Annotated in this window: 22 protein-coding genes; 8 read left to right on the forward strand and 14 right to left on the reverse strand. The window is 59.8% G+C overall.

Translation table 11 applies throughout. The annotated features are described in order from the left end of the window. Entirely contained in the window at window positions 1-4,530 is a 4,530-nt protein-coding gene (gltB, locus tag Q1A75_RS09790; RefSeq protein ID WP_299592227.1) for a glutamate synthase large subunit, read from the forward strand. Here gltB and Q1A75_RS09795 read toward each other — a convergent pair whose 3' ends face one another. Beyond that, on the reverse strand, window positions 4,531-4,764 hold the full coding sequence (locus Q1A75_RS09795) for a hypothetical protein (RefSeq protein ID WP_299592225.1): 234 nt from the start codon (window positions 4,762-4,764) through the stop codon (window positions 4,531-4,533). It lies immediately after the preceding gene. Between the two features lie 165 nt (window positions 4,765-4,929). On the opposite strand from Q1A75_RS09795, the gene Q1A75_RS09800 reads away from it, so the two are divergent. From Q1A75_RS09800 to Q1A75_RS09820, 5 genes are all read left to right on the forward strand, one after another. Then, a complete protein-coding gene (locus Q1A75_RS09800) occupies window positions 4,930-5,580 on the forward strand; it encodes an SGNH/GDSL hydrolase family protein (RefSeq protein WP_299592223.1) in 651 nt (216 codons plus the stop codon). Window positions 5,581-5,616: 36 nt separating this feature from the next. Next, window positions 5,617-6,342, forward strand: coding sequence for a monofunctional biosynthetic peptidoglycan transglycosylase (gene mtgA, locus Q1A75_RS09805; protein WP_299592221.1), 726 nt, complete (start codon window positions 5,617-5,619; stop codon window positions 6,340-6,342). A gap of 55 nt (window positions 6,343-6,397) precedes the next feature. Next, the gene (locus tag Q1A75_RS09810) at window positions 6,398-7,063 is read left to right on the forward strand and encodes a glutathione S-transferase family protein (RefSeq protein WP_299592219.1); all 666 of its coding nucleotides are present in this window, start codon (window positions 6,398-6,400) and stop codon (window positions 7,061-7,063) included. Window positions 7,064-7,126: 63 nt separating this feature from the next. Further along, window positions 7,127-8,170: a tRNA epoxyqueuosine(34) reductase QueG gene (gene queG / locus Q1A75_RS09815; RefSeq protein ID WP_299592247.1), complete on the forward strand. Its 1,044-nt coding sequence runs from the start codon at window positions 7,127-7,129 to the stop codon at window positions 8,168-8,170. A gap of 25 nt (window positions 8,171-8,195) precedes the next feature. Continuing rightward, a complete protein-coding gene (locus Q1A75_RS09820; protein WP_299592217.1) occupies window positions 8,196-10,184 on the forward strand; it encodes a hydantoinase/oxoprolinase family protein in 1,989 nt (662 codons plus the stop codon). Between the two features lie 30 nt (window positions 10,185-10,214). Here Q1A75_RS09820 and msrA read toward each other — a convergent pair whose 3' ends face one another. Further along, window positions 10,215-10,721: a peptide-methionine (S)-S-oxide reductase MsrA gene (gene msrA, locus Q1A75_RS09825; RefSeq protein WP_299592215.1), complete on the reverse strand. Its 507-nt coding sequence runs from the start codon at window positions 10,719-10,721 to the stop codon at window positions 10,215-10,217. Then, window positions 10,718-11,161, reverse strand: a complete 444-nt coding sequence (gene msrB, locus Q1A75_RS09830) for a peptide-methionine (R)-S-oxide reductase MsrB (RefSeq protein ID WP_299592213.1) — start codon at window positions 11,159-11,161, stop codon at window positions 10,718-10,720. The genes msrA and msrB overlap by 4 nt, the downstream gene beginning before the upstream one ends. 184 nt (window positions 11,162-11,345) lie before the next feature. Here msrB and Q1A75_RS09835 point away from each other — a divergent pair, with 184 nt between their 5' ends. Next, on the forward strand, window positions 11,346-11,810 hold the full coding sequence (locus Q1A75_RS09835) for a glutathione peroxidase (protein ID WP_366142194.1): 465 nt from the start codon (window positions 11,346-11,348) through the stop codon (window positions 11,808-11,810). Here Q1A75_RS09835 and Q1A75_RS09840 read toward each other — a convergent pair. The 8 genes from Q1A75_RS09840 to Q1A75_RS09875 form a co-directional block, all read right to left on the reverse strand. Continuing rightward, window positions 11,807-13,054, reverse strand: a complete 1,248-nt coding sequence (locus tag Q1A75_RS09840) for a capsule assembly Wzi family protein (RefSeq protein WP_299592210.1) — start codon at window positions 13,052-13,054, stop codon at window positions 11,807-11,809. The two genes, Q1A75_RS09835 and Q1A75_RS09840, sit on opposite strands and share 4 nt — an antisense overlap. Before the next feature lie 80 nt (window positions 13,055-13,134). After that, complete coding sequence (locus tag Q1A75_RS09845; RefSeq protein ID WP_299592208.1) at window positions 13,135-15,042, reverse strand: nucleoside-diphosphate sugar epimerase/dehydratase; 1,908 nt, start codon at window positions 15,040-15,042, stop codon at window positions 13,135-13,137. A 186-nt stretch (window positions 15,043-15,228) separates the two neighbouring features. After that, window positions 15,229-15,846, reverse strand: coding sequence for a sugar transferase (locus tag Q1A75_RS09850; RefSeq protein WP_299592245.1), 618 nt, complete (start codon window positions 15,844-15,846; stop codon window positions 15,229-15,231). Beyond that, complete coding sequence (locus tag Q1A75_RS09855; RefSeq protein WP_299592206.1) at window positions 15,846-16,616, reverse strand: NAD(P)-dependent oxidoreductase; 771 nt, start codon at window positions 16,614-16,616, stop codon at window positions 15,846-15,848. The genes Q1A75_RS09850 and Q1A75_RS09855 overlap by 1 nt, the downstream gene beginning before the upstream one ends. 3 nt (window positions 16,617-16,619) lie before the next feature. Further along, a complete protein-coding gene (locus tag Q1A75_RS09860; protein ID WP_299592204.1) occupies window positions 16,620-17,867 on the reverse strand; it encodes a glycosyltransferase family 4 protein in 1,248 nt (415 codons plus the stop codon). Window positions 17,868-17,919: 52 nt separating this feature from the next. Then, entirely contained in the window at window positions 17,920-18,906 is a 987-nt protein-coding gene (locus Q1A75_RS09865) for a GlxA family transcriptional regulator (protein ID WP_299592202.1), read from the reverse strand. Beyond that, window positions 18,896-19,294, reverse strand: a complete 399-nt coding sequence (locus Q1A75_RS09870) for a thioredoxin family protein (protein WP_299592200.1) — start codon at window positions 19,292-19,294, stop codon at window positions 18,896-18,898. The genes Q1A75_RS09865 and Q1A75_RS09870 overlap by 11 nt, the downstream gene beginning before the upstream one ends. Before the next feature lie 71 nt (window positions 19,295-19,365). After that, entirely contained in the window at window positions 19,366-20,235 is an 870-nt protein-coding gene (locus tag Q1A75_RS09875; RefSeq protein WP_299592198.1) for a DMT family transporter, read from the reverse strand. Between the two features lie 131 nt (window positions 20,236-20,366). Between Q1A75_RS09875 and Q1A75_RS09880 the strand changes: the two genes are divergently transcribed. After that, complete coding sequence (locus tag Q1A75_RS09880) at window positions 20,367-21,734, forward strand: DUF3179 domain-containing protein (protein ID WP_299592196.1); 1,368 nt, start codon at window positions 20,367-20,369, stop codon at window positions 21,732-21,734. 53 nt (window positions 21,735-21,787) lie between these two features. On the opposite strand, the gene Q1A75_RS09885 is transcribed toward Q1A75_RS09880, so the two are convergent. The 3 genes from Q1A75_RS09885 to ade all read right to left on the reverse strand — a co-directional run bounded on the left by Q1A75_RS09885 (window position 21,788) and on the right by ade (window position 25,476). Next, entirely contained in the window at window positions 21,788-22,075 is a 288-nt protein-coding gene (locus Q1A75_RS09885) for an HU family DNA-binding protein (protein WP_039684873.1), read from the reverse strand. 141 nt (window positions 22,076-22,216) lie between these two features. After that, entirely contained in the window at window positions 22,217-23,677 is a 1,461-nt protein-coding gene (locus Q1A75_RS09890; protein WP_299592194.1) for an AMP nucleosidase, read from the reverse strand. Further along, entirely contained in the window at window positions 23,674-25,476 is a 1,803-nt protein-coding gene (ade, locus tag Q1A75_RS09895; protein WP_299592192.1) for an adenine deaminase, read from the reverse strand. Before ade ends, Q1A75_RS09890 begins: the two co-directional genes overlap by 4 nt. Window positions 25,477-25,528: the final 52 nt, after the last annotated feature.

Raw genomic sequence — 25,528 nt, forward strand, 5'->3', positions numbered from 1 at the left:
ATGACCAAATATGATGCTGACTGGGTTCGCCGCGAAGAAGCCAAGCGCACGTTTATGGCCGAGAATGGTCTGTATTCCGAGGCCGAGGAGCATTCGTCTTGCGGTGTGGGTCTGGTTGTGTCCGTGGATGGCACCAAAAGCCGGGCTGTTGTTGAAAACGGGATCAAGGCGCTGAAAGCCATTTGGCACCGGGGTGCTGTGGATGCGGATGGCAAGACCGGCGACGGCGCGGGTATTCATGTGCAGATCCCCGAGGCGTTCTTTTACGACCAGATCGAGCGTACGGGCCACACCCCCAATCGTGATCAGATGGTGGCCGTGGGGCAGGTGTTTCTGCCCCGCACCGACTTTGGCGCGCAAGAGACCTGCCGGACCATCGTGGAAACCGAAGTGCTGCGCATGGGCTATTACATCTATGGCTGGCGCCATGTGCCGGTCGATATCTCGTGCCTGGGTGATAAGGCGAACGCGACCCGGCCCGAGATTGAGCAGATCCTGATCTCGAATTCGAAGGGTGTGGATGAAGAGACGTTTGAGCGTGAGCTGTATGTCATTCGTCGTCGGATCGAGAAAGCTGCGGCTGCCGCGCAGGTGCCAGAGCTGTACATCGCATCGATGTCGTGCCGGTCGATCATCTACAAGGGCATGATGTTGGCCGAGCAGGTGGCGGAGTTCTATCCGGACCTGTTGGATGATCGGTTCGAGAGTGCCTTTGCCATTTATCACCAGCGTTATTCCACCAACACCTTCCCGCAGTGGTGGCTGGCCCAGCCCTTCCGCATGTTGGCCCATAATGGTGAGATCAACACGTTGAAGGGCAACCTGAACTGGATGAAGAGCCACGAAATCCGCATGGCAAGCGGTGCCTTTGGCGAGATGGCCGAAGACATCAAGCCCATCGTTGCCAGCGGGTCGAGTGACTCGGCCGCTTTGGATGCCGTGTTCGAGATGCTGGTGCGTGCGGGCCGCAATGCGCCGATGGCCAAGACCATGCTGGTGCCTGAATCGTGGTCGAAGCAGGCCGTTGAGTTGCCGCAGGCGTGGCGCGACATGTATTCCTACTGCAACTCGGTGATGGAGCCGTGGGACGGTCCCGCCGCATTGGCGATGACCGATGGCCGCTGGGTCTGTGCCGGTCTGGACCGGAACGGGTTGCGCCCCATGCGGTATGTCGTGACCAATGACGGGATGGTCATTGCCGGGTCCGAGACCGGGATGGTGCCCTTGGAAGAGGCTGGCGTGGTTGAGAAGGGCGCGCTGGGCCCGGGCCAGTTGCTGGCCATTGATATGGTCGAGGGCAAGCTGTTCCACGACACCGAGATCAAGGACCAGCTGGCGGCGTCGCAGCCCTTTGGTGAATGGGTGGGCAAGATCACCGATCTTGAATCTGCCCTGTCCGGTGTGACCGAGAAGGCGCTGTTTGAGGGTGAGGCGTTGCGCCGCCGTCAGATTGCCGCTGGCTATTCGATTGAGGAGCTGGAGAATATTCTGTCCCCGATGGCTGAGGATGGGAAAGAGGCGCTGGCATCCATGGGCGACGATACGCCGTCGGCCGTGTTGTCCAAGAAGTACCGGCCGCTGTCCCATTTCTTCCGGCAGAACTTTTCCCAGGTGACGAACCCGCCGATTGACAGCTTGCGCGAGTATCGGGTGATGAGCCTGAAGACGCGGTTCGGGAACCTCAAGAACGTGCTGGATGAAAGCAGCGCGCAGACCGAGATCATCACGCTGGACAGCCCGTTCGTGGGCAATGCGCAGTGGGATGAGTTGATCACGCAGCTGAATGCCGATCTGGTCGAGATCGACTGTACGTTCGAGCCCGGACAGGGCGCGTTGAGCGCGGGACTGGCCCGCATCCGGGCCGCGGCGGAAGAGGCTGTGCGGTCGGGTGCTGGCCACATCGTGCTGACCGACCAGCATTCGGATGCGGACAAGGTGGCGATGCCGATGATACTGGCGACATCTGCTGTGCATTCGCATCTGACCCGGCAGGGGTTGCGGACCTTCTGTTCGCTGAATGTGCGGAGTGCCGAGTGCATCGACCCGCACTACTTTGCCGTTCTGATTGGCTGTGGTGCGACGGTCGTGAACGCCTATCTGGCCGAGGATTCACTGGCCGACCGTATTGACCGAAACCTGCTGGATGGCAGCCTGACCGAGGCTGTGGCGCGCTATCGCAACGCCATTGACCAGGGGCTGCTCAAGATCATGGCGAAGATGGGTATCAGCGTCGTGTCGTCCTATCGCGGTGGCTTGAATTTCGAGGCCGTGGGTCTGTCCCGCGCGATGTGTGCCGAGTATTTCCCGGGCATGACCAGCCGCATCAGCGGCATCGGTGTGACCGGCATCCAGTCCAAGGCCGAAGAGGTCCATGCCCAAGGCTGGACGGGCACAAACGTGCTGCCCATCGGCGGCTTCTACAAGGCGCGGAAGTCGGGCGAGACGCATGCGTGGGAAGCGACCAGCATGCATATGATGCAGATGGCGTGTAACCGTGCGTCGTTCGAGCTGTGGAAGCAGTATTCGGCCAAGATGCGGTCGAACCCGCCTATCCATCTGCGGGACTTGTTGGACATCAAGCCACTGGGCAAGCCCGTGCCGCTGGAAGAGGTGGAAAGCATCACCTCGATCCGGAAACGCTTTGTCACGCCGGGGATGTCGCTGGGCGCGCTGAGCCCCGAAGCACACAAGACGCTGAACGTGGCGATGAACCGGATTGGCGCGAAGTCGGACAGTGGTGAGGGCGGCGAAGACCCAGCCCACTTCCACCCCGAGCCGAATGGTGACAACCCGTCGGCCAAGATCAAGCAGGTGGCGTCGGGCCGCTTTGGCGTGACCGCCGAGTACCTGAACCAGTGCGAAGAACTGGAGATCAAGGTGGCGCAGGGCGCCAAGCCCGGTGAGGGTGGGCAACTGCCTGGCATGAAGGTCACCGACCTGATTGCGCGGCTGCGGCACTCGACCAAGGGTGTGACCCTGATCTCGCCCCCGCCGCACCACGACATCTATTCGATCGAGGACCTTGCGCAGCTGATCTATGACCTCAAGCAGATCAACCCGCGCTGCAAGGTGACGGTGAAGCTGGTGGCCTCGTCCGGCGTTGGCACGATTGCGGCCGGTGTGGCGAAGGCGAAAGCCGACGTGATCCTGATTTCGGGCCATAATGGTGGCACGGGCGCGTCGCCTGCGACCTCGATCAAATACGCTGGCCTGCCATGGGAAATGGGCCTGACCGAAGCCCACCAAGTACTTGCGATGAACAACCTGCGGGACCGGATCACCCTGCGAACCGATGGTGGTCTGCGCACCGGCCGTGACATTGTGATGGCGGCGATGCTGGGGGCCGAGGAATACGGGATTGGCACCGCCGCCCTGATCGCGATGGGCTGCATCATGGTGCGTCAGTGCCAGTCGAACACGTGCCCGGTGGGTGTGTGTACGCAGGACGAGTCTCTGCGCGAGAAGTTTACGGGCAACGCGGACAAGGTGGTCAACCTGATCACGTTCTATGCGCAGGAAGTGCGCGAGCTGCTGGCCGAGATTGGCGCGCGGTCGCTGGACGAGGTGATTGGCCGGGCGGACCTGCTGGCGCAGGTGTCGCGCGGATCGGCCCATCTGGATGATCTGGACCTGAACCCCATGCTGATCTCGGTCGATGGGGCGGCAGACATCGTTTATAACCGCGACAAGGATCGCAACGCGGTGCCGGACACGCTGGACGCGCAGATTGTGCGCGACGCGGCGCGGTTCCTTGAGGATGGCGAGAAGATGCAGCTGCAATATGCCGTGCAGAACACGCATCGGACCGTGGGCACCCGCACCAGCAGCCATATCGTGCGCAAGTTCGGGATGCGGAATACGCTGCAATCTGACCACCTGACCGTCAAGTTGACGGGATCGGCTGGCCAATCCCTGGGGGCCTTCGCCGCGCCGGGGCTGAAGCTGGAAGTGTCCGGCGATGCCAATGACTATGTGGGCAAGGGCCTGTCGGGCGGTACCATCGTGGTGCGTCCGCCGATGGCATCCCCCATCGTGGCTGCGGACAACACGATCATCGGCAACACAGTGCTGTACGGCGCGACCGATGGGTACCTGTTTGCCGCCGGTCGCGCGGGCGAACGGTTCGCGGTGCGCAACTCGGGTGCCACGGTGGTGATCGAGGGTTGCGGATCGAACGGGTGCGAGTACATGACCGGCGGTGTTGCCGTCATCCTGGGAGAGATCGGCGCCAACTTTGGCGCGGGTATGACCGGCGGCATGGCATATCTTTATGATCCTGACGGCAAATCACAGGCGCTCATGAACATGGAGACACTGGTGACTTGCCCCGTGGCCGTGGAGCATTGGAAGGCCCAGCTGGAAGGGCTTCTGGAACGCCATCTTGAAGAGACGGGCAGCGCCAAGGCTGCCAACATCCTTCAGCACTGGGATGTCGAGCAGCACAATTTCCTTCAGATCTGTCCGAAGGAGATGCTGGATAAGCTGGCGCACCCGATCAGCGAAGAGGCAACCGCGATTCCGGCAGAATAATTAGCCCTCGGGGCGGGCGACCATACTGGTTGCCCGTTCCTTGCTGCCGACATGGGTGTTCTCTGCGAGGATGTCGGCGACACGCGTTGGCATTGTGCCGAGTTGGTTGGCAATGACATGGTTCGCGTCACCGGACCATTTCAGCACCCAGACCAGCGCTGCGTCGGCTGGGTTGAGCACGCGGTACTGGTGGGCGATGGCGCCCGGTTGGACGCCGGTTGTTGTTTCGATCATCTCCTATCTCCGTGTGGGCTTGAACGCCTCCACCACGGTGAGGATAGCAGATAGTGTTAACATCCATTAGTGAATAACACTTTGTAATTAAGTTTAATTTTTGATGAATTGGTAAACCGTGCGTTGCTGTCTGGCCTTCGTGAACGCCTGCCATATCTTACATGCATGCGACTGATTGTTCTTGTTCTTTGGGTCATGACCGGTGCGGCGTCGGCCGAGCAGATACGTGTTTTGGCAATCGGCGACAGTATCATGGCCTGGCACAAATGGACGGGTCGCGACATCCCTTCTGTCATGGGTGATGTGTTGGGTGCCCGGGTCGATAATCAGGCGGTTGCGGCGTCGCGGTTTTCCAACGCGTCGGCCTTGGGACGTGCCACGGGTTTCGATGTGCGGGCGCAATACCGTGACGGACCATGGGATGTGATCCTGATCAATGGTGGGGCCAATGATTTTCTGAACGATTGCAGGTGTCGTGCCTGTCACAGTGTTCTGAACGGTTTGATTGCGCCGGACCTGACGGGCGAGGTCCCCGCCTTTCTGGCCCGGCTGCGCCGGAGCGGGGTACAGGTGATCTGGATGGGGTACTACGCCAGCGCACGGTCGGGGCAGTTCATCGGTTGCCGTCCGTATCTGGTGGAGTATGACGCGCGTCTTGCCCGGTTGGCCGAGGTCACCCCCGGCCTGCGCTTTGTTGACAGCGAGGACGTGATCGACCCTTCTGACCGGTCGCTATTTGCGTTTGACGGTATCCATCCCTCTCCGTCAGGAGCGCGTCGTATTGGCACCTATCTTGCCCAATCTCTGGCGCGATAGTTCACTTGGGATGTTCCGCGCCCTATAGCTGAACACATGGCAAGAAAGAGCAGTAAACGCACATCAAAGGCCAAGACAAAGCGCCGGTTTCGTCCCGGGCGTTGGCTGTTCCGGTGGACATTGCGCGGTGTGAGCGTGGTGTTTCTGATCGCCGTGGTGGCGGCCTTGGTCTGGTCGGTCATCAACCCGCCGACAACCCTGTACATGATGCAGGAATCCCGCCGTCTGGGTGGAGTGGATCACGAATGGGTGCCGATAGAGGAGATTGCCCCGATCATGGCGCGGGCGGCCGTGGCCGCCGAGGACGCCAATTTCTGTCTGCATTGGGGTCTGGACGTGGTGGCCATTCGCCGCGCGATTGATGCGGGTGCCAGCCGTGGTGCATCCACCATCAGCCAGCAGGTCGTGAAGAACGTGTACCTGTGGCATGGCCGGTCCTGGCTGCGGAAGGTGATGGAGGCGGCGATGACCCCGTTGGTCGAGGCGTTGTGGTCGAAGCGCCGCATTCTAGAGGTTTATCTGAACGTGGCCGAGTTCGATGAGGGTGTTTTTGGCGTGGAAGCCGCTGCGCGCCATTACTTTGGTGTTGGCCCCGACGCGCTGTCGAATGTGCAGGCAGCCCGTCTGGCCGCAATCCTGCCGAACCCCAAGGGCCGGTCAGCCAGTCAGCCCTCGTCTTACGTGCGCAAACGGGCCGGTCAGATCCTGGATGGGGCGGCCACGATCCGCGCGGATGGCCGTGCGGGGTGTTTCCAGAGTTGAAAATCGCGGGCCAGCCGTGCATGGATGCCAAACGTTTGACCAAACCGGATTGACCATGGCCCGCCTGTTCCACGTTCCCCTGTCCCCGTTCTGCCGCAAGGTGCGTCTGAGCCTTGCCGAGAAGAAGATCGAGGTTGAGCTGGTCGAGGAGCGGTATTGGGAGGCGGATCCGGATTTCCTGCGTCGCAACCCGGCGGCCAAGGTGCCTGTGTTGCGTCTGGACGGCGTGATGATGAGCGAAAGCGCCGCCATCTGTGAGTACATCGAAGAGACGCGGCCCGAGCCGTCGCTGATGCCCTCGGACGCTGTGGCCAAGCTGGAGGTGCGCCGCTTGGTGGGTTGGTTTGACGATAAGTTCCACCAGGAAGTGACGTCGAAACTGCTTTACGAGCGGGTGAACAAGAAGATGATGGGGCAGGGCTTTCCCGACAGCCGCAATGTCAAGGATGGGGCGAAGGCGATCAAGTATCACCTCGACTACATGACGTGGCTGCTGGATCACCGTCGCTGGTTGGCGGGGGACAACATGACACTGGCCGATTTCGCCGCGGCTGCGCATCTGTCGTCTTTGGACTATATCTCTGATGTGGATTGGAACCGCAGCGAGGTGGTCAAGGATTGGTATGCGAAGATCAAGTCGCGCCCTGCCTTTCGGAGTATCCTGGCCGATCAGGTGCCGGGGTTCCCGCCGCCGCGGCATTACAATGATCTGGATTTCTGATCCTTTGCGTCGGACCGGGGGCCAGCCCCCGGACCCCCGGGATTTTTTTGAAACATGGAAGAGATGGACCTGAAGGAACGGGTCATACGCCGGGCTCTGGATGAGGGGTTCGTGATGGCGCGGGTCTGTCGCCCGGATGCTGTGCCGGATGTGCCGGGGCGGTTGGCTGCCTTTGTTGAGGCCGGGCGGCATGGGCAGATGGGTTGGATGGCGGAGCGGATGCAGTGGCGCGGCAATCCGGCGGCGCTTTGGCCCGATGCGCGGTCGGTGATCATGCTGGCCGAGAGCTATGCACCCGAGCATGATCCGTTGGCGGTGCTGGAACGGCCCGAATTGGGGGCTGTTTCCGTTTACGCGCAGGGGCGGGATTACCATGATATCGTCAAGAAGCGTTTGAAGCGTTTTGGTCGCTGGTTGATTGAAACGGCGGGTGGTGAAATTAAGGTGTTTGTCGATACTGCACCCGTGCCTGAGAAGGCTTTGGGGCAGGCAGCGGGCCTGGGCTGGCAGGGCAAGCACACCAATCTGTTGAGCCGGGATTGGGGCAATTGGGCCTTTATAGGGTCTGTCTTCACGACTTTGGAACTGGAACCCGACGCGCCCGAGATCGATCATTGTGGGTCGTGTCGCGCCTGTTTGGATATCTGTCCGACGAACGCCTTTCCGGCACCCTATCAGCTGGATGCGCGGCGCTGCATTTCGTACCTGACGATCGAGCATAAGGGGCCGGTGGACGAAGAGCTGCGCCCCAGTCTGGGCAACCGGATTTACGGCTGTGACGACTGCCTTGCGGTCTGCCCATGGAACAAGTTTGCCGTTGCTGCCAGCGACATGCGCTATTTAGGCGCTGTGGGGCAGCCGCCTCTTGCTGAGCTGGCCGCCCTTGACGACGCAGGGTTTCGGGCGCGGTTTTCGGGGTCGCCCGTCAAACGGATCGGGCGGGATCGGTTTGTCCGCAACGTGGCCTATGCCATCGGCAATTCGGGGCGCCCTGACCTGTTGCCTGCCGTGCAGGCCCTGGTAGACGACCCGGATGCGGCGGTGGCTGACGCGGCGCGCTGGGCGGTGACGCAATTGAGCGCGACGGGTCGCAAGCGAGCGCTGTAGGGCTGCTCGAAAACGGGGAATGAGCATGGCGATTTTGCTGGGTGTGGATACGGGCGGCACCTATACCGACGCGGTTCTGTTGCAGGATGAGGAGCGGGTTCTGGCCCGGGCCAAGTCGCTGACCACGCGCCATGATCTGGCCGTGGGTGTTGGGCGCGCTGTGCGTGCAGTGTTGAAAGAGGCCCGCGTTGATCCGGCGGAGGTTGGCATGGCGTCCCTGTCCACGACCCTTGCCACCAATGCTTTGGTTGAGGGGCAGGGCGGGCGCGTCGCGTTGGTCTATATCGGCTTTCGGGCGCAGGATCTTGAGACGCAGGGGCTGGCTGATGCGCTGGGCGGTGATCCTGTCATTGTTCTGGCAGGCGGGCACAAGCATGACGGGTCTGAGGCTGCACCGCTTGACGAAACAGCCCTTTCAGCCTTTTTGGAGACGCATAAACAGGATGTGAGCGGGTTTGCCGTCGCCGGGCAGTTCGCCACGCGCAACCCTGCACATGAAGTGCGTGCCATGGACCTGGTGCGCGATGTAACGGGGTTGCCCGTGTCCGCCTCTCACCAGTTGTCTGCGAAACTGGGCGGACCCAAGCGCGCGTTGACGGCTGTTCTGAATGCGCGGCTGATTGGCATGATTGATGCGCTGATCGGTCGGGCCGAGGCGGAACTGCGCACCATTGGCATCCGAGCGCCGATGATGGTTGTGCGGGGAGACGGGGCGTTGATGTCGTCCACGCAAGCACGGGCGCGGCCCATCGAGACGATCCTGAGTGGTCCGGCGGCGTCCATTGTGGGCGCGCGCTGGCTGACCGGGGCGGATCATGCGCTGGTCAGCGACATCGGGGGTACGACCACGGATGTGGCCGTGTTGCGGGGTGGTCGGCCCGTGATTGATCCGGATGGTGCGCGTGTTGGTCCGCACCGCACCATGGTCGAGGCCGTGGCGATGCGCACGACCGGGTTGGGCGGTGACAGCGAGGTGCATTTTGTTGCCGAAGGTTTGCGCGGTGGCGTGACCCTTGGACCGCGCCGGGTGTTGCCGGTGTCCTTGCTGGCGCCGGAGGCGCCGGAGGCCGTGCTGCCCGTGCTCGAGGCGCAGATGCGGAGCGCCACGCCGGGTGAGCATGACGGACGTTTCGTGCGGGCAGTGCCGGGTGTGCAGACGGATGGTTTGGCGGCGCGGGATGCGGACCTGTTGGCCCGTATTGGTGACGGTGTGCATGGCTTGGGTGCCGTGTTGCGCACACGGATGGAGCATGGCGCGCTCAAGCGCCTTGTGGGCCGTGGGTTGGTGCAGGTGGCGGGTCTGACCCCATCGGATGCGAGCCATGTGCTGGGTGGTTTGAGCACATGGGATGCCGAGGCTGCGCGGATGGCCTGCGTCTTGTTCGGGCGGCGGCGTACTGGTGCCGGAGAGCGGCTTGCGGAATCGGCGGAGCAGGTGGCGCAGATGGTTGTCGATCGGCTGACATATCAGACCAGCGTTGCGCTGCTTGAGGCGGCATTGGCCGAGGATGGGCTGGACGAGGCCCTGGCAACCCATTCGTTGATGCAACGCGGTCTTTCGGGGGCAAAAGGTTTGGTGCGTGTGTCCACCGGTCTGGACGTGTCTGTTGTGGGGTTGGGTGCGTCGGCGCGGGCATATTACCCTGCGGTGGGCGCGCGCCTGGGCTGTGACATGCAGCTGCCCGAGGATGGCGGCGTTGCCAATGCGATTGGGGCTGTTGTGGGCCGTGTGACTGTGCGGCGGACGGGAACGGTCACCTCTCCGTCCGAGGGTCTGTTTCGCGTGCATTTGCTGTCAGGGCCCGAGGATTTTGCAGCGTCAGAGGCTGCTTTGGCCCGGCTAGAGACTGTTTTGGCCGAGGATGCGCGTGCTTCGGCGCTTGCTGCGGGGGCATCTGATGTCGAGCTGCATGTCGCGCGGGACATTCGCACGGCGCAGGCGGAGGCGCGCGAGGTGTTTGTCGAGGCCGTGTTGGTTGCCGAGGCGACAGGGCGACCGGGTATCGCCCTGTGAAAAGGGCGGGCGCGATGCCCGCCATTGCCTCTATTCAGCGGCCCGTTTGGGCAGAACCCAGTCGGGGCGTACGAAATGGCACGTATAGCCGTTCGGGATGCGTTCGAGGTAGTCCTGATGTTCGGGTTCGGCTTCCCAGAAATCGCCCACTGGTTCGACCTCGGTCACCACTTTGCCGGGCCAGATGCCGGAGGCTTCCACATCCGCGATGGTATCCAGCGCCACCTGCTTTTGGGCGTCATCCACGTAGTAGATGGCAGAGCGGTAGCTGAGGCCCACATCGTTGCCTTGCCGGTTCAGTGTGGTTGGGTCGTGGATCTGGAAGAAAAGCTCAAGCAGGTCGCGGAAGGTGATGACCGAGGGGTCATAGATGATCTCGATCCCTTCGGCGTGGGTGCCGTGGTTGCGGTAGGTTGCATTGGGGACGTCCCCGCCGGTGTAGCCGACGCGGGTTGCCTTGACCCCCGGTTTCTTGCGGATCAGGTCCTGCATGCCCCAGAAACAGCCCCCAGCCAGTACTGCGCGTTGGTCGTTCATGCCACATCCTCCACTTGGTTCAGGTAGGCACCATAGCCTTCGGTCTCCATATCGTCACGGTGTACGAACCGCAGAGAGGCCGAGTTGATGCAGTAGCGCAGGCCGCCGCGGTCGCGGGGGCCGTCGGGAAAGACGTGACCGAGGTGGCTGTCGCCGTGCTTGCTGCGCACTTCGGTGCGGACCATTCCGTGGCTGGCGTCCTGATGTTCGGTCACGTTTTCGATGGGTTTGGTGAACGAGGGCCAGCCGCAGCCGCTTTCATATTTGTCGGAGGATGCAAAAAGCGGTTCGCCCGATACGATGTCGACATAGATGCCCGGTTCCTTATTGCTCAGCAGCTTGCCTGTGCCGGGGCGTTCCGTGCCGCTTTCCTGTGTGACGTAAAACTCCTCGGGCGAGAGTGTTGCAATGACGTCGGGGTTTTTTGTGTACTTGGTCATGGTTTGTCCGTCCGTTCAGTGTTTCCTTATATTTGGGGTTGTTGGTTGGAATTGAAAGGGGATGACTGCGCGCGCCTGCGTCCTACATTTGCTGTGACCCCGAAAGAGGAGTGATCACGTGCGTGCATTTCTTGTTTGTCTTTTTGTTGCACTTGCACCGGTTGCGAGCGCGGGTATGCGCGATATGCAATTTCCGTCAATTGATGGTGGTGTGATCGACATGTCCGCCTGGGACGGGCAGCCGGTGCTGGTGGTGAATACCGCATCGCAATGCGCCTATACCGGCCAATACGAGGCATTGCAGGCCCTTTACGACACCTACAGGGACGAAGGTCTGGTTGTGTTGGCGGTGCCATCTGATGCGTTCAGGCAAGAACTGGACAGCGCAGACGAGGTGCGCACGTTCTGTGAGATGGCCTTTGGTCTGGACATGCCGATGACGGATATCCTGCCGCTCAAGGGTGATAACGCGCATCCGTTCTACAGGACCCTTCGGGACCAAGCGGGTTTCGTGCCGCGCTGGAATTTCAACAAGGTGTTGATCGGTGCGGATGGCGCCGTGTTGGGCACATGGGGGGCCAGAACGGCCCCCATGTCGCGCGATATCACCAATGCTGTCGAAGCGGCCCTGACGGGGTCAGGACCCTAGAACGATTGGCTGTAGTTGATGCCCACGCGCACGCCGCTGTCTTGTTCCGCGGTGTCCAGATCAAATGACTGGTGTGCAACGATCCCTTGCAATGTACCGCCCCAAAGCTGCGTGCTGGCGCCGAACGAGACAACCGTGCCTGTTTCCCGCGTGGTGCTCAGGCTGTGATTGGGGTTGGACGCATCGTTGATCGTGAATTTGCCGATGTTCCAGTCCAGCGCCCAGGTGTCAAAATCATGTTTGCCCCGGAGGCTGGCAGAGCGGCTTTCCGATCCGATGGCGGCGCCCATCACCACACCCTCATTCCGATAGGAATAGACATCGTTGTTGTAGGCAGTGTTCGGTCCGCAGAACCCGGCGTCTGAGAAGTTCACCGTCGTATCCACATATTCGAGCGTGATCGTGCTGTCGGCATTGAAGAGCCGCGATTTGTTTTCAAGCCCGGCAAGGAAGAAGAAGCACGACGGCAGTCCGCCTGCTTCGTCTTCACCCACGGCCTGGCCGTATATGCGGTTGCTGAACGTGTCCGGGCCAAAGCGGTAAGATGCCCCGACACCAGCGATTTGGTTGGCTGGCGCGCTGTCGCCCTCGTTGGAATTGCCAACCAGTACATCAAGGAATGTGTCGAACCCGTCCGGTTGGCCTGATCCGCCATACTGCGCGACCCGGACCAATTCGATTTCGAGGTCCGGAATGGGCTCAAAGCCCAGCCGCATGCCCAATATCAGCGAGTTGTCAGGCTGGTTTAAATCGTCGGTTTGCCCAATAAAGACTTCCCCGTTCCAGGGCCCTATCCATCTGAGAACCGGCACATCAGAAGTTCGTGCCTCTTCCTTGCGGATGTACACGGACGGGAAGGCAGGCGCGTTCCGCGACAAGATCAAGGATGTGTATTCTGACGGCGACCAGTGTCTTTCAAACTGTCCAACACCAACTTGCCAATTGTCATTGCCGAACCTGTAGCCCGCATCGCCGAAGATCAGCACGCTGTCCACGGCTTCGTTTTCGAAGGTTTCGCCCAGCGTCAGGTCGAAGGCAAACTGCCCGACCCGCGTGCTGGTCGATATCGAGAGACCATCATATGCAAGAATGCCGTATTGCTCGGTTCGCCCCAGAAAGTCGTCCGAGATGGCACCGAAGCTGAGAGTGTAGTTGGTTTCCGCCAGAGCGGGATCATCAAGGGCCGCTACAAAGACAAGCCCCAGGACAAACGCATGTTGTTTGTGTTTGGTAAGGTATTTCACTGTCAGTCCTCTGAAATGAAACAGAAGTTGCAAGATGTTTCTGTGTTGTAATCGAACCGTATCATAACAGGTTTGATGTTCTATTGGACGGGATGTGCAATCTCTATGCTGTTTTCCGCTTGCGGCTCTTTCTGTCCGAACCCCTCGACCCAGCGCTTTACAACACCGCGCGCCGCGGTTTCGTCACTTGCCGCCAGTGCCTGACGCAGTGACCGCATGGCAGACGCGACTTCGATCTCGCTCAGGCAGTCTTCGACGGTGAAAAAGATCTTTTTGTGTCCGGTGCCAACCTGTGTTCCGCTCAGCGTCAGCTCTTCGGTCATCTTTTCGCCTGGGCGCAGGCCGGTGAACTCGATCTCGATGTCTCCGTCGGGGTATTGTGCATCGCGCACCGTGAAACCGGCGCTTTCGATCACCTGCCTGGCAAGTCGTTCAATTCTAACAGGTTTGCCCATATCCAGAACAAACACTTCGCCGCCCTTGGCCATGGATGCGGCGCGCAGCACCAGGTTCACAGCTTCCTGAACAGTCATGAAATAACGGGACACCTCGGGATGTGTAACGGTAAGCGGTCCACCGCGTCGCAACTGTTCCTGGAACAGTGGCACCACCGATCCGGAAGAACCCAACACGTTGCCAAATCTGACGATCGAAAATTTCAAACCCTTTGGCGTTGCGATGCGCTGTGCGATGTCTTGCACCGCCAGTTCAGCCAGACGTTTGGATGCGCCCATCATGTTTGTGGGCCGCACCGCCTTGTCCGACGAAATCAGCATGAACCGCTCAACTCCGGCTCTGGCCGCTTCGGTGACCAGTGTCTGAGTGCCCAGGGCATTGTTTGCCAGCCCCGCGAGCGGATTGAATTCAACAAGTGGTACATGCTTGTAAGCGGCGGCGTGTAAAACGACCTGGATGTCGTGATCTTTCAGCACACTCCGCACCTGCCGCCCGTCGGTGACCGACCCCAGCAACGGCACGATTTCGATGTCGCTGCCTTCGGCAAGTTGGGTCAGTTCCTGATGGATCTGATAAAGCGCAAGCTCATTCAGCTCGTACAGAACGATTTTTTCCGGATGGTAGTCGAGAACCTGACGGCTGAGTTCCGAACCGATGGAGCCGCCCGCGCCAGAAATCAGGATACGGCGATTGGCATAGGCTTCATCACCTCCGTTCTGAGTTGTCATGACCTCATCGCGGCCCAGGAAGTTGCGTGGGTTAATCGGTTTCAGTTTGTCGACAAGCGCCTCTTCTCCGATCAGTTGGGAAAACGATGGGAGGGTTTGTACTTCCAGCCCCATTTTCTGCAACCGCCGTGCGACCTGCATCTGCTTGGGATGGCTTTGCGACGGGATAGCGAGCAGCACCCGGTCAATTTTCTTTTCGGCCACAATTTCTGCAATGCGGACGGGGCTATGGACAGGCAACCGCAGCACGTTCACCCCTTGAAGCGCTTTATTGTCATCGACAAAAGCGACGGGTTCGATCTGTTCGTGGCCGCGCAGGGCCGACACCAGTTGCATACCGGTGGTACCTGCACCGTAGATCAGAACACGACACCTGTCGGACCCATTGCGGTAGATGGCCAGCACAACCTGCAGCAGGATGGCTCGGCTCATGATCGAGAAGACAAAGAACGAGATGCCGAAGGTGATCTGCGTTGATAACGGAAGCGGCATGTTGGCCGCGGTTGTCAGCAGTATCGACGTCATTGTCAGCAGCAAGGAAAAGACCCCGGTGCGCCCGATCGATGCAGCTTCGTATTCGTTCAGGGTTGTTGAACAGATGCCGAGCCACAGAGAAAGCCCGGCTGCGACGATCAGCATGTAGGGCAGTATGGGGAGATACGCCTGGAAGTTGATCCATGCCGCCTGACCCGACAAGTTCAGGCTGAACGCGAAAAATAACGCTGCCGGAATGAGGATCGTGTCAACGACGATCAATACATTTCGCTTTTGCGTGCGCGAAAGCAGCTTGAGCAGGTCCAACATGTTGCCCCCTTATCTTTCCCGGCTGCGAACAGCGCTAACACGATTACATAAAGGAATCGTGCAGCCATTTTGCACATGCAGAAAAGATGGCCGGTACCCGGCGGAAAAGTGCCAAAAAATGCCCATTAAATAAGCGTCTCAACGCACTAATTGCACATAACAACCGATTCGGTAAGGGATTCGATCCTACCGCCGCTGGCGACGGAACAGATTGCCAATAGTTTGAAAGACCAAATCAAAGTCGTAACAGGTGGTTTGATTCTTTTGATAGATGAGGTCCAGGCGCGCTTTGCGTGGCACACAAATGCGGCAATATGTGTTGTCTGTCTCTTCCGGCGTGCTGCACCGCGCTAAAAGACGGTCTTCGTGCTTGTGAAAACGGATGGTTGCCAGCCCGGTCACACCGGGCCGCGAATTCAATACTTTAGCGTATAGTTCGGGGAACCTTTCAACATATTCGCGAAGGGGCGGACGCGGTCCCACAAAGGACAGATCGCCTTTGAGGATATTCCACAGCTGTGGAAACTCATCCAACCGCTTGGCCCGCAATTTGGCACCCAATGGTGTGATCCGCGCCTCCTTATGGCCGCCGGAAACGCCCTGATCGTTATTGTCGATTGTCATGGTGCGGAACTTCCACAGCCCGAAACTGTCTGTTGGCGATTTCATCCGTTCTGCAACATAGAAAAGCGGCCGGCCCTGTTTCCGCCAGACGATCCAGATCAGATACAGGATGACTGGGCCAAGAAGGATCACCAGGAGGCTGGCAAAGAACAGGTCGAAGATGCGCTTGCGCCAAGTCATCATGTGCGTGCTCCTTCCGTCCAGTCTGCCACGATGCCCGCAGCCGTGCTGTCGGACTCACTAAACGATGTGAACTGTTCAAGGCTAGACGTGTCCAGATACACGCGGGCAATCGTGCGATCCGTCGCCGGTCGCGGCGTCCATTCCAGCGCAGCCGCGTCCAGAAGATCGCCCATGTGCACGGCCCTGGGCGCGGCGATGTTCAATACTTTGGGTAAGCTGTCGTGTCGCGTGAGCGCGTTTAGTACTTCTGCCAATTTCCCCGGCCCGATATAACTGCGTGCCGGAGTTGTGCCATCGTCCAGTTGATCGAGCTGAAAACCGGGTTTCCATCCACCAAGGATTGCATCCGCACCTGCCACGTTGCCCAACCGCAATGATGTGCTCGGATTTGGATGTGCGGCGGCCATTCTCTCCATGTCCAACTTGGTTGAGGCATAATGGCTTAATGGTGATGTTGGCCCACTTTCGATGAGGGCGCCCTGTAAGGCGCCGTAGATAGCGGCAGATGAAAACAGAAAAACATGCGCGCCACCGGCTGCATCAAGTGTCTGACGGGCAAGGGTCGTGTTCAGCTCCATGGGAGCGTCGGATCCGTGGGTGACACCCGCAAGGCAAAAGATCGCGTTTGCCCCCTCCAATGCACCCGCCAAGGCATCGGGATCGGCGATGTCGACGTCAGCGCGCGTTGTCCAAAGCGCGTCACCCTGCCAGCGTGGCTTGAGCAACCGGCCAAGCTTTCCGCCGGCACCAAGCATCACGATCCGCATGGGTCAATCCATTTTGATTTGTTTGTCTGCCGGGACCAACGCGTTGATCTGGCGTATGTGTTCCGGCAGGCAAACGGTTTCGAAATCGTAAGTATCGATCACATGCTGCCGCGCGGCAGGGCCAAGGTGTGCATAGTCGCGCGGCTTGTCCAGAACGTCTGCCACTTGCGCGGCAATGGCGTCGGGATCGAAGAAGTCGACCAGCAAACCCGTTTTGCCATGTTCTATTGCCTCGCGCACCGGGGCCACGTCGCTGGCCACAATTGTTGCTTCCATCGACATGCTTTCGAGCAGGGACCAAGACAGCACGAACGGCATCGACAGATATATATGGCACGAACTGATCTGGATGATGTTTTGATAGTTCTCGTACGGCACCTGCCCCAGAAAATGGAGCCGGTCCCAGTCGAGCAGGTGGCCCACTTCGGCCTCCATCTGACCGCGCAGACCGCCAGGGTGCTTGTTCTTGCCACCGTAGGACGTGTCGTTGCCGCCGATCACGAGGACACGGGCGTTGGGCCGCGCCTTTTGGATCTTGGGAACAGCGCGCATGAACTGGTGATAGCCGCGTGTGGTTTCGAGATTGCGCGACATGAATGTCACGATCTCGTCCTTGGGGGTCAGGGGCCGACCGATCCGGCCAAGCGTGACCTTTGCCTTCTTGTTTGGCGTCAGCTTGTCGGTTCGAATGCCGTCGTGACAAACATAGATCTTGTCGTGGAAGTGTTTGGGGAACCGGTCGCGTTGCCAATAGGTCGGACTGTGGGCCACATCGACGACGTTGAAATTGACCTGCGGCACCACGTTGTGACCATGCATGATGAAAGGCGCGTGTTCGCTGACCGGGCTTTGGGGATCAAACCCGACAGGTCCACCATGGACCGAATAGTAGTATTCAAAGAACCCGATCATGGGGGTATCGGGCAGCACTTCGCGAAAGAAGGACATCTCGCCCCAGCCAACGTGGCCAATTACGATGTCCGGTGTGAAGCCTTTGGCGACGATCTTCTGCAATGCCAGAACCGCCCCAAAGCCGTTACCAGCCGCGTTTTCCCATGTCCGTGAGAGGCCATAGGTATCCTCTTTGGCCTGATGATGCGATTGGTATACGACAGTTTCAACGCCTGCGAATTGCGGTGCTTTTTGGCGTTGCGTCAGAAAAACAATCTCGTGGCCGCCCTGTGCGGCCAACCACTGGATGAGTTCGCGGTACTGCCCCGGCATGTTCTGATGCACAAACAGAAACTTCATCTGTCCCTCGTCTCTTTTTGGTTTGGATACATGGCGGTTGGCTTTGCTGCAATCAGGGCTGCGTTGGCCACATCGACCCCGTGCCGCGTTTTTCCTGTCCGGGGCTCAACCCAAAGGTGCCGCGATAGCTTTTTGAGAAATGCGACAAAGATCGGAAGCCGCAAGCGACACAGATATCCGTGACACTCAGATTGGTCTGCCGCAACAACCCACGCGCCTTTTCGAGCCGCAATTGCAGATAGTGCCGCTTGGGTGACATCCCCAGATGTTTGGCAAACAACCGTTCCAATTGCCGCGTACTCAATTCGATCAGGTCCGCGATTTCATCCGGGCGCAAAGGATCTTCGAGATTGTTTTCCATGATCTGCAGTGCCATCCCAAGCTTGCCATGGGCCATGTCTGGCCGTGCGCGCCGAGACAGTCTTTGACCATGGCTTGCCGCCCGTGGGTCGGTGTAAACCATCTGGTCTGCCACCCAGGTCGCAAGGTCGACGCCGTATTCCGATTTGATCCGGTCCAGCATCATGTCCATCGATGCGGCCCCACCTGCGGTGGTGAAGATGCGTCCATCTTTCGAATACAGACTGTTTTCGATGATCACATCCGGCAACAGTTCAATCAGTGCCTCGCGGTATTCCCAATGTGTTGTGACTTGTTTTCCTGACAGCAACCCGGCCAAAGCAAGCGTGTAGGTTCCCGAAGACAACGCTCCGAAATCCATGCCTTTGCGTGTTTCGCGGCGCAACCAGTTCAGGACCGGTCTGGTGCTGCCCTCGGCCGCGCGGTTACCAGCGCAGACGACCAGCGTTTCGTCGCGGGCCAGTTCGGGCAGGGCTGCATCAACTGCAGCGGTGATCCCGTTGTAGGCGGGTACAGGATCCCCGGTTTCTCCGACCACGCGCCACGTATAAAACGTTTGCCCCGATGGGTGCAGGTTGGCGAGGCTCAGCGCTTCAAGCGCACAGGCAAAGCCCAGTTGGGAATAGCCGGGGATCAGCAAAAAGGCATAGCGCCGAGGGGTCGTCGCCTCAGGCGGCAAGGGCTGCGTCCAGGAGTGCGCGTACCTTGCGGGCATAGGGTTCGTTCACCAGGCGCGTCACCTCGTCCCCGTTTTTCATCGCCAGCAGTGTGGACCGGCGCTGTACCTTGAGCCGTTGGGTCATTTGTGAAGGGCCAAACGTGTCCCAATCCACATCGACAAAGGTCAGATCGCCATAAGCCGGGTTTTCCGCCAGCGCTTCTGCAATCAGGTCTGATTTGATCTGGCACGTCAGGGACCAGCTGGCCCGAAAGTTCATCACGACCGTCTGATCGGTGCCGCGTAGATCGCGCCATATGGCAGGCGTGTAGGTTTGCGCTGAATACGCCGCGCTGAGCGATGGCACAGCGCAGGCGGCAGCAGACAAAAGAAAGGTGCGGCGGCGCATCAATTGGGCTCCGAAATCTGAAATATCGGAGCACAATATTGCAGGCGGCGGCGCGCGCAAGTGGGCTTCGGTCAGCTTTTGGCCTGCCGTGACAATTGCACCGCAAGAATACCGACCGTGATGATCGCAACGCCCAAGATATCCTGCGCGCCCAGACGTTCGCCCAAAAGTGCCGCTGCGATGGCCACACCGAAGAATGGATTGAGAAAGTGGAAGGTCGCTGCCTTGGTTGCGCCAATTCGGGCGACAAGCGCGAACCAGATCCATGTTGCGGCAAGACCGGGAACAAGAACGGTGTATCCAAAGGCGGCGTAAAGCGCCGGTGTCTGTGTCACTTCGATCGTTTCGATCAGGGCCGAGACGATGCCCAGCACGACGGCGCCCACGAACATCTGCAAGCCCACCACCATCATGAGGTTGCCGCCCGATGACATTGTGCGCATGGACAGGGTCGCGACGGTCAGGGCGACGGCAGCAATCACGCAGAGCGCCACGCCATAGAGATCAACACCCGCATCCAGCCGCGCCGACATGATCAGGATCACGCCTGCGATCCCCAGCACCAGCCCGGCAATCCCCAGCGGCGGCAGCTTGTCCCGGAAGACGATCCACCCCGCAAAGGCGACCATCAACGGCATGGTCGAGGCGATGATGGATGCGACCGACGCTTCCACCGTCTGCATCGCGTAGAAGTTCAGGCCCAGGTAGATGGCATTCTGGCACAGCCCAAAGATCAGCGTGGCCCGCCATTGATCGCGGGTCAGGTTCCATGTCTGCCCCATCATCCGTGCCACGGCGACACCGATGATCCCGGCAATGAAAAACCGCAGGGAAGACGCCGCAAGGGGCGGCGCATGTGTCACGATGATCCGGGCCGAGGTAAAGGCAGACGACCAGATCAGGGCAAAGGTCAGGCCCATCAGAAGTGCGCGGATGTCCATGACCGTCCCTTTTCGTCTTGGGCGGACGTTCGGGGAAATTGGGCGGGGATGCAAGGCGCTGTTCACAGCCCTTTGCAATGTATGTGATCGCGTTTCGGTGCACATAGACGACAAAGCAGAGGATGACTGACATGACCCTGACCCGCCGCGCCTTTGGTGGCCTCACCTTGTCCGGTGCACTGTTGCCCCGTGCCGCCCTGTCGCAAGACCTCAGCGCTTTGGACGCCATGCGCGCCGCTTTGTCTGCTCCAACCACAGAGTTCGAAGACGCGCTGGCCTGGATGAAGGAGCGGGGATCGCCGGACATGGCCGCCGCTCTGATTGCGTCCCTGCGCTTCTCCCGTTCCCGCGGACCTCAGATCGCCGAAACGCTGACGGCGATCACGGGCGAAGATTTCTTCACCGATTGGTTCCAATGGATGCTGTGGCAAGAGCAGAACCCACAAATCAAACCACACCCCGACTTTCCAACCTACAAGCGCGAGGTGATGCTGCGGGTCGATGACGACTTTGACCTCTTCTTGCGCCCGGAACATATCAAGCCCGATCAGATGCGTATCCGGCTGGAAGAGATTACCTGGGGCGGTGTGGTCAAGGACGGCATTCCGTCGCTCGACAACCCCGACCTGATCGCGGCTGGGGACGCCGAGTATTTGCGGGGCGATGATCTGGTCTTTGGCGTGTCCATCAATGGTGATGTGCGGGCCTATCCGTTGCGGATCATGGGCTGGCACGAGATGTTCAACGAGGTGATTGGGGGCGTTCCGGTGGCGCTGGCGTATTGCACGTTGTGTGGTTCGGGCATTCTGTTTGAGACGGACGTGCCGGGGCGGTCAAAGCCGTTGGTGTTCGGGTCGTCCGGGTTCCTGTATCGCTCGAACAAGCTGATGTTTGACCGCGAGACGCATTCGCTTTGGAACCAATGGACCGGCAAACCCGTCGTGGGGCCGCTTGTGAACAGCGGGATCGAATTGCAGCAGCGCCCAGTTGTCATCACAACATGGGACAGCTGGAAGGCATCCAATCCAGGGACCAAAGTGCTAAGCCTCGATACCGGGTTTCGGCGGGATTACGGATCAGGTGTGGTTTACAACGACTATTTCGCGTCGCCCGACCTGATGTTCCCGGCGCAGGTGGATCAGCGGCAGTTGGCGCAAAAGGATTATATCTTTGCCGTCCGCCAGTTCGGGGCTGCACGCGCCTGGCCGCTGGAGGCGTTCGATGGCATGCCCATCATAAATGACGGGATCGCTGACACGCCGCTGTTGCTGATTGGTGACGTGGAGAAACGTAGTGTGCGTGCTTATGAGCGTGGCGACCGGACGTTTACCAAGACGGGTGGCAGGATTGCAGACCAAGCTGGCGTTGAGTGGCGGGTGACCGAGGATGCTCTGTTTGGCCCTGATGGTGCGCGGCTGGAGCGCGTGGCCGGGCACATCAGCTACTGGTTCGCTTGGGACAACTACCTCGGGGGTGCAGCCACCGTTTTTGAGGGCTGAACAAAAAAGGGCCGCCTGACAGGCGACCCTTTAAAGTCTTCAGAAGACTGAACCTAGCCGTTCACGCTGTCTTTCAGCGCTTTGGCGATGGTCATTTTCACGACCTTGTCCGCTTCTTTCTTGAACTGTTCACCCGTGGCAGGGTTGCGCACCATGCGCTCGGGACGCTCGCGGCAGTAGATTTTGCCAACGCCCGGCAGAGTGACTGCGCCACCGCCCGAAACTTCCTTGGTGATCAGCCCGCAGATCGCGTCCAGCGCGCCGCCTGCGGATTTCTTGTCTGTCCCCATTTCTTCGGCCAGCGCGGCGACGAGTTGGGTTTTTGTCATTGGTTTTGCCATTTCATGGTCTCCTTCGTCTGCCCGACAACTTGGGCCTCTGATCCGCAATATAACGGAATGTTGTGCGAACACACAACGAATAGTGGCGCAAGGCAAGCTAAAATAAGGGGTTTTCCGCTGTTTTTCGCCGTTTGATGCCCGTTACAGGAAGGCAGTTTCCTCGAAAGACCGCAATTTCCGGCTGTGGATGCGTTCCAGCGGCATGGTTCGCAGGTGCTCCATCGCGTGAATTCCGATCATCAAATGGCGTGCGACCTGCTCTTTGTAGAAGTTCGAGGCCATGCCCGGCAGCTTCAATTCGCCGTGCAGCGGCTTGTCCGAGACACACAGGAGTGTGCCGTAAGGTACCCTGAACCGATAGCCGTTGGCGGCGATTGTTGCACTTTCCATATCAAGCGCGATGGCGCGGGATTGGGACAGGCGCTGCACGGGGCCGTGCTGGTCGCGCAGTTCCCAGTTGCGGTCGTCATAGCTGGCAACGGTGCCGGTGCGCATGATGCGTTTCAGCTCGTATCCTTCCAGCTGGGTGGTCTGGGCCACAGCCTGTTCCAGCGCGATCTGAATTTCTGCAAGTGCCGGGATTGGCACCCACGGTGGCAGGTCTGTGTCCAGAACGTTGTCTTCGCGCAGGTAAGCGTGCGCCAGAACAAAGTCGCCAAGCGCCTGGCTGTTGCGCAAGCCTGCGCAGTGCCCAACCATCAACCACGCATGCGGGCGCAGGACGGCGATGTGGTCTGTTGCTGTTTTGGCGTTTGACGGTCCAACGCCGATATTCACCAATGTGATGCCAGATCCATCCTCGCGCTTGAGGTGGTAGGTTGGCATCTGCGGCATCTTGGGACTTGTGGGCAGCGACTGGTCGCCCGTCGTGATCTCGGCATTGCCGGTAGACACAAAAGACGTGTAGCCGCTGTCGGGGTCATCCAGTTGCGCGCGGGCGTAGGTTTCGAACTCCGATACGTAGAACTGGTAGTTCGTGAACAGGACGTGATTCTGGAAATGATGTGCATCTGTCGCGGTGTAATGCGTCAGCCGTGCCAGTGAGTAGTCGATGCGCTGGGCCGTGAAGGGGGCGAGTGGGCCGATACCGTCCATGGACTCGTATGTGCCGTTGACAATATCGTCGTTCGTGTTGCTGAGGTCCGGTACATCGAACACATCGCGCAGGGGGAATGCTGCGGCACCCTGTTGCGGGACAGTGATGTCCGGATCGTTCGCGACCGCAAAGTGCACGGGCATCGGGGTGTTGGAGTACCCGATTTCGACCGGTTGGTCGTGGTTGGCGATCAGTAGGCCAATCTGCTGTTCAAGGTAGTTCCTGAACAGGTCGGGGCGTGTGACGGTCGTGGCGTAGGTGCCGGGATCGGCCACGTGACCGAAGCTGAGCCGTGTGTCCACACGGGCATAGGTTGAAGTCGTAAACCGAATCTCGGGATAAAAGGCTCTGATCCGCCCTTCGGGCGCGCCGTGTTCCATCGCGTGTTGAAACTGGCCGCTCAAAAACTGGACCGCGTCGTCATAAAGTTCGTGCAGATGGGCCACTGCGGCTTTGGCATCGTGGAATTCGGTGTGGCCGTGACCGGCTTGTTCTAATTTTTTCATGTTGTTTGCTCGAGGACTGGAATGAAGTCAAACGTACGCACGTCGACCAGTCCAAGGTCTGAGATACGCAGTTCAGGAATAACGACAAGCGCCAGCAGCGAGTGCTGCATATAGGCGTTGTTGAGGGTGCAGCCGCAGTCGACCATGGCTTGCACCATTTTGTCGGCTTTTGCGGCAACGTCACGGGCGGGGCTGTCTGACATCAGGCCCGCAATGGGCAGTTCGACCAGCGCCAGTTCTTCGCCGTCGCGGAAGATGGTGATGCCACCACCCACTTCGGCCAGCCGGTTGGCGGCCAGTGCCATCTGCTCGCGGTCGGTGCCGACGACGATCATGTGGTGGCTGTCATGCGCCACGGTCGAGGCCATGGCCATTTTGCCCTGGTAGTTGAAGCCGGACACCAGCGCGTTTGTCACGCCGCCGGTCGCCTGGTGCCGTTCGACCAGCGCGATCTGGCAAGTGTCGCCGTGGCTTTCGACCTTGCCGTCGCTGACAGGCATGTCGCGTTTCAGCGCCTTGGTTGGTGCCTGGTTTTCGACAACACCGATCACGTTTGCAGTGATGGAGTTGCGCCCCTCTGGCGCTGCAATCTCGAAGTCGGTGGCCGTCTTGGGCGCACCCATGTTCACGGTCTGCCGTGCCTTGGCGGGCCAGTCGAGATGCGGGCATTCAACCGTCAGTTCGCTATCGATAGAGACTGTTTTTCCGCGCGCGATCACTTGTTCGATGGGCAGTGTCTTGAGGTCGGATGTCAGGATCACATCCGCCCTGCGTCCGGGTGTCAGTGATCCGATTTCACGCTCCAGCCCAAAGTGTGTGGCCGTGTTGATCGTCGCCATTTGCAGGGCGACCAGCGGGTCGCATCCACATGCGATGGCGTGCCGCACGACGCGGTTCATGTGCCCGTCATTCATCAGCGTGCCAGAGTGGCAATCATCGGTGCACAGGATCATGTTGCGGGGGTCGAGGCCCTTTTCGGTGATCGCAGTGATCTGCGTTTCCACGTCGTACCACGCGCTGCCCAGCCGGATCATGGACCGCATGCCTTGGCGCATCCGGGCAATGGCATCAGCTTCGCACGTCCCTTCGTGATCATCCGCGGGGCCCCCGGCAACATAGGCCGCGAAGTCAGGCCCTAAATCGGGCGATGCGTAGTGTCCGCCGACGGTCTTGCCTGCGCGTTGGGTCGCCGCGACTTCGGCCAGCATCTGCGGATCGGCCGCCGCCATGCCGGGGAAATTCATCATCTCGCCCAGACCGATGATGCCCGGCCATGCCATGGCCTCAGCCACATCCTCGGCGCTGATCTCGTACCCTGTCGTTTCCATCCCTGGTGCCGAGGGCGCGCAGGAGGGCATCTGTGTCCAGATGTTTACGGGCTGCATCAGCGCCTCGTCATGCATCAGGCGGACGCCTTTGAGGCCAAGCACGTTGGCGATCTCGTGCGGGTCGGTGAACATGGTGGTGGTGCCGTGTGGAATAACGGCAGCGGCAAACTCGGCGGGTGTCAGCATCCCGGATTCGATATGCATGTGCCCGTCGCACAGGCCGGGGATCATGTAGCGGCCATGCGCCTCGATGATCTGAGTACCCGGTCCGATCTGCGGGCTGGCGTCCGGCAGGACGCATGCAATACGCCCGTGTTTGATTGCGATGTCGTGGTCTGGCAGGGCCTCGCGCGTGTGCACATTCACCCAGATGCCACCGCGAATGACAGTATCTGCAGGCGCACGGCCAGCGGCGACATTTACAAGATCGGGGGCAACATCGGGCCAGGACGGGAAAAGGTCATGTTCCATGTCCTAAATGATCAAGTTTCGCGGGGAGGTGCAAGGGGGACCGCGCAGATGT

Origin of the sequence: uncultured Tateyamaria sp. (genome assembly GCF_947504105.1) — a bacterium.
In the GTDB taxonomy this organism is placed as follows: domain Bacteria; phylum Pseudomonadota; class Alphaproteobacteria; order Rhodobacterales; family Rhodobacteraceae; genus Tateyamaria.